The sequence below is a fragment of the Micromonospora sicca genome (assembly GCF_003172935.1).
Taxonomy (GTDB): domain Bacteria; phylum Actinomycetota; class Actinomycetes; order Mycobacteriales; family Micromonosporaceae; genus Micromonospora; species Micromonospora sicca.
This window is the reverse complement of the sequence record NZ_QGKS01000532.1, coordinates 1-1,247: the sequence shown is the minus strand read 5'-3', so window position 1 is coordinate 1,247 and position 1,247 is coordinate 1. Positions and strand designations below refer to the sequence as shown.

At 78.0% G+C, this 1,247-nt stretch carries 3 protein-coding genes; 2 read left to right on the top strand and 1 reads right to left on the bottom strand.

The window, feature by feature from the left end:
• On the bottom strand, positions 1-208 hold a 208-nt coding region (locus DKT69_RS37260; protein ID WP_201750055.1), incomplete at its 3' end, for a hypothetical protein.
• 31 nt (positions 209-239) lie between these two features.
• Between DKT69_RS37260 and DKT69_RS37255 the strand changes: the two genes are divergently transcribed.
• Both DKT69_RS37255 and DKT69_RS37250 read left to right on the top strand, forming a co-directional pair.
• Positions 240-533, top strand: a complete 294-nt coding sequence (locus tag DKT69_RS37255) for a hypothetical protein (RefSeq protein ID WP_109806036.1) — start codon at positions 240-242, stop codon at positions 531-533.
• A 95-nt stretch (positions 534-628) separates the two neighbouring features.
• A partial coding sequence (locus DKT69_RS37250; RefSeq protein ID WP_146231325.1) for a bifunctional adenosylcobinamide kinase/adenosylcobinamide-phosphate guanylyltransferase occupies positions 629-1,247 on the top strand: 619 nt, incomplete at its 3' end.

The following is a 1,247-nucleotide window of genomic DNA, read 5'->3' as shown; positions in this document are numbered from 1 at the left end:
GTTCGGCGACCGCCAGGGCGGCGCCGAGGGCGACGCCGAGCCACACCGGCCGGGCCAGCCGGTCCCCGTCGGCCGCGCCGACCCGCGGCACGGACCCGGTGACCGGCCCGACGGCCGCCCCGGCGGCGAGCCGGCCGGCCGGCGGCGCGACCGGTACGCCGAAGCCGACCGGCACCACGAGCGCGCCGGAGAAGCCCAACCCGTACACGGCCGGTCAGGCGTGCGGCAGCGGCTACCAGGTGATCGACTCGGCGGCGCTGACCGCGGGCGGGACCCGCAGGGGCCGGGTCTACCTGCTCTACAACGCCGGCAACGGCTACAACTGCGTGGTCACCCTCAAGGACACCGACGTCGGCCGGGCCACCACCGTCTCGGCGTACCTGGAGGTGCAGGGGAAGGCCCGCAGCATCGACAGCGGCGCGTTCGAGTACTACGCCGGCCCGGTCCGGGCGAGCGCCGCGGGGGCCTGCGTGAAATGGGGCGGCGCGGTGGCCGGGGCCAGCTACGGCAGCCCCTTCGAGCACTGCGGTTGAGCCCCGCCGCCCGGACCGGCCGGCACGTCGTCCGCCGGCCGGGCGGCGTACGGGGCGGCGGGCGGCGACCCGCCGGGCGGCTTTAAGGTACGGGCATGTCCGTTGACGGGTGGAACACGCTCCTGGTGCTCGGCGGTATCCGGTCCGGCAAGTCCGAGTTCGCGGAATCGCTGGTCGCCGACGCACCGACGGTCCGCTACGTGGCCACCGCGCCCGCTGGGGACCCGGAGGACACCGAGTGGGCGACCCGCCTGGCGGCCCACCGGGCCCGGCGGCCGGGCAGCTGGACGACCGAGGAGACGGCCGACGACCCGCGCCGGCTGGCCGACGTCATCGCCGCCGCCGGGTCGAACGAGACGCTGCTCGTCGACGACCTCGGCGGCTGGGTGACCGTGCTGCTCGACCCGGCCCACCAGCCGGCCGACGACACCGCGACCGTGACGGAACTGGCGGCGGCGATCCGGGCGAGCGCCGCGCGGGTCGTGCTGGTCACCCCGGAGGTCGGGCTCTCCCTGGTGCCGACCACCCCGCTCGGCCGGGCGTTCACCGACGCGCTGGGCGCGACCAACCGCGCGGTCGCCGACGCCTGCGACGCCGTGGTGCTGGTCGTCGCCGGGCAGCCGACCTGGCTGAAGCCGGCCGCCGCCCCGCGGGCCGCCGCGGTGCCCGCGCAGGCCGGCCCCGGCCAGGCCGGGGCGCCCGAACAGCCCACGC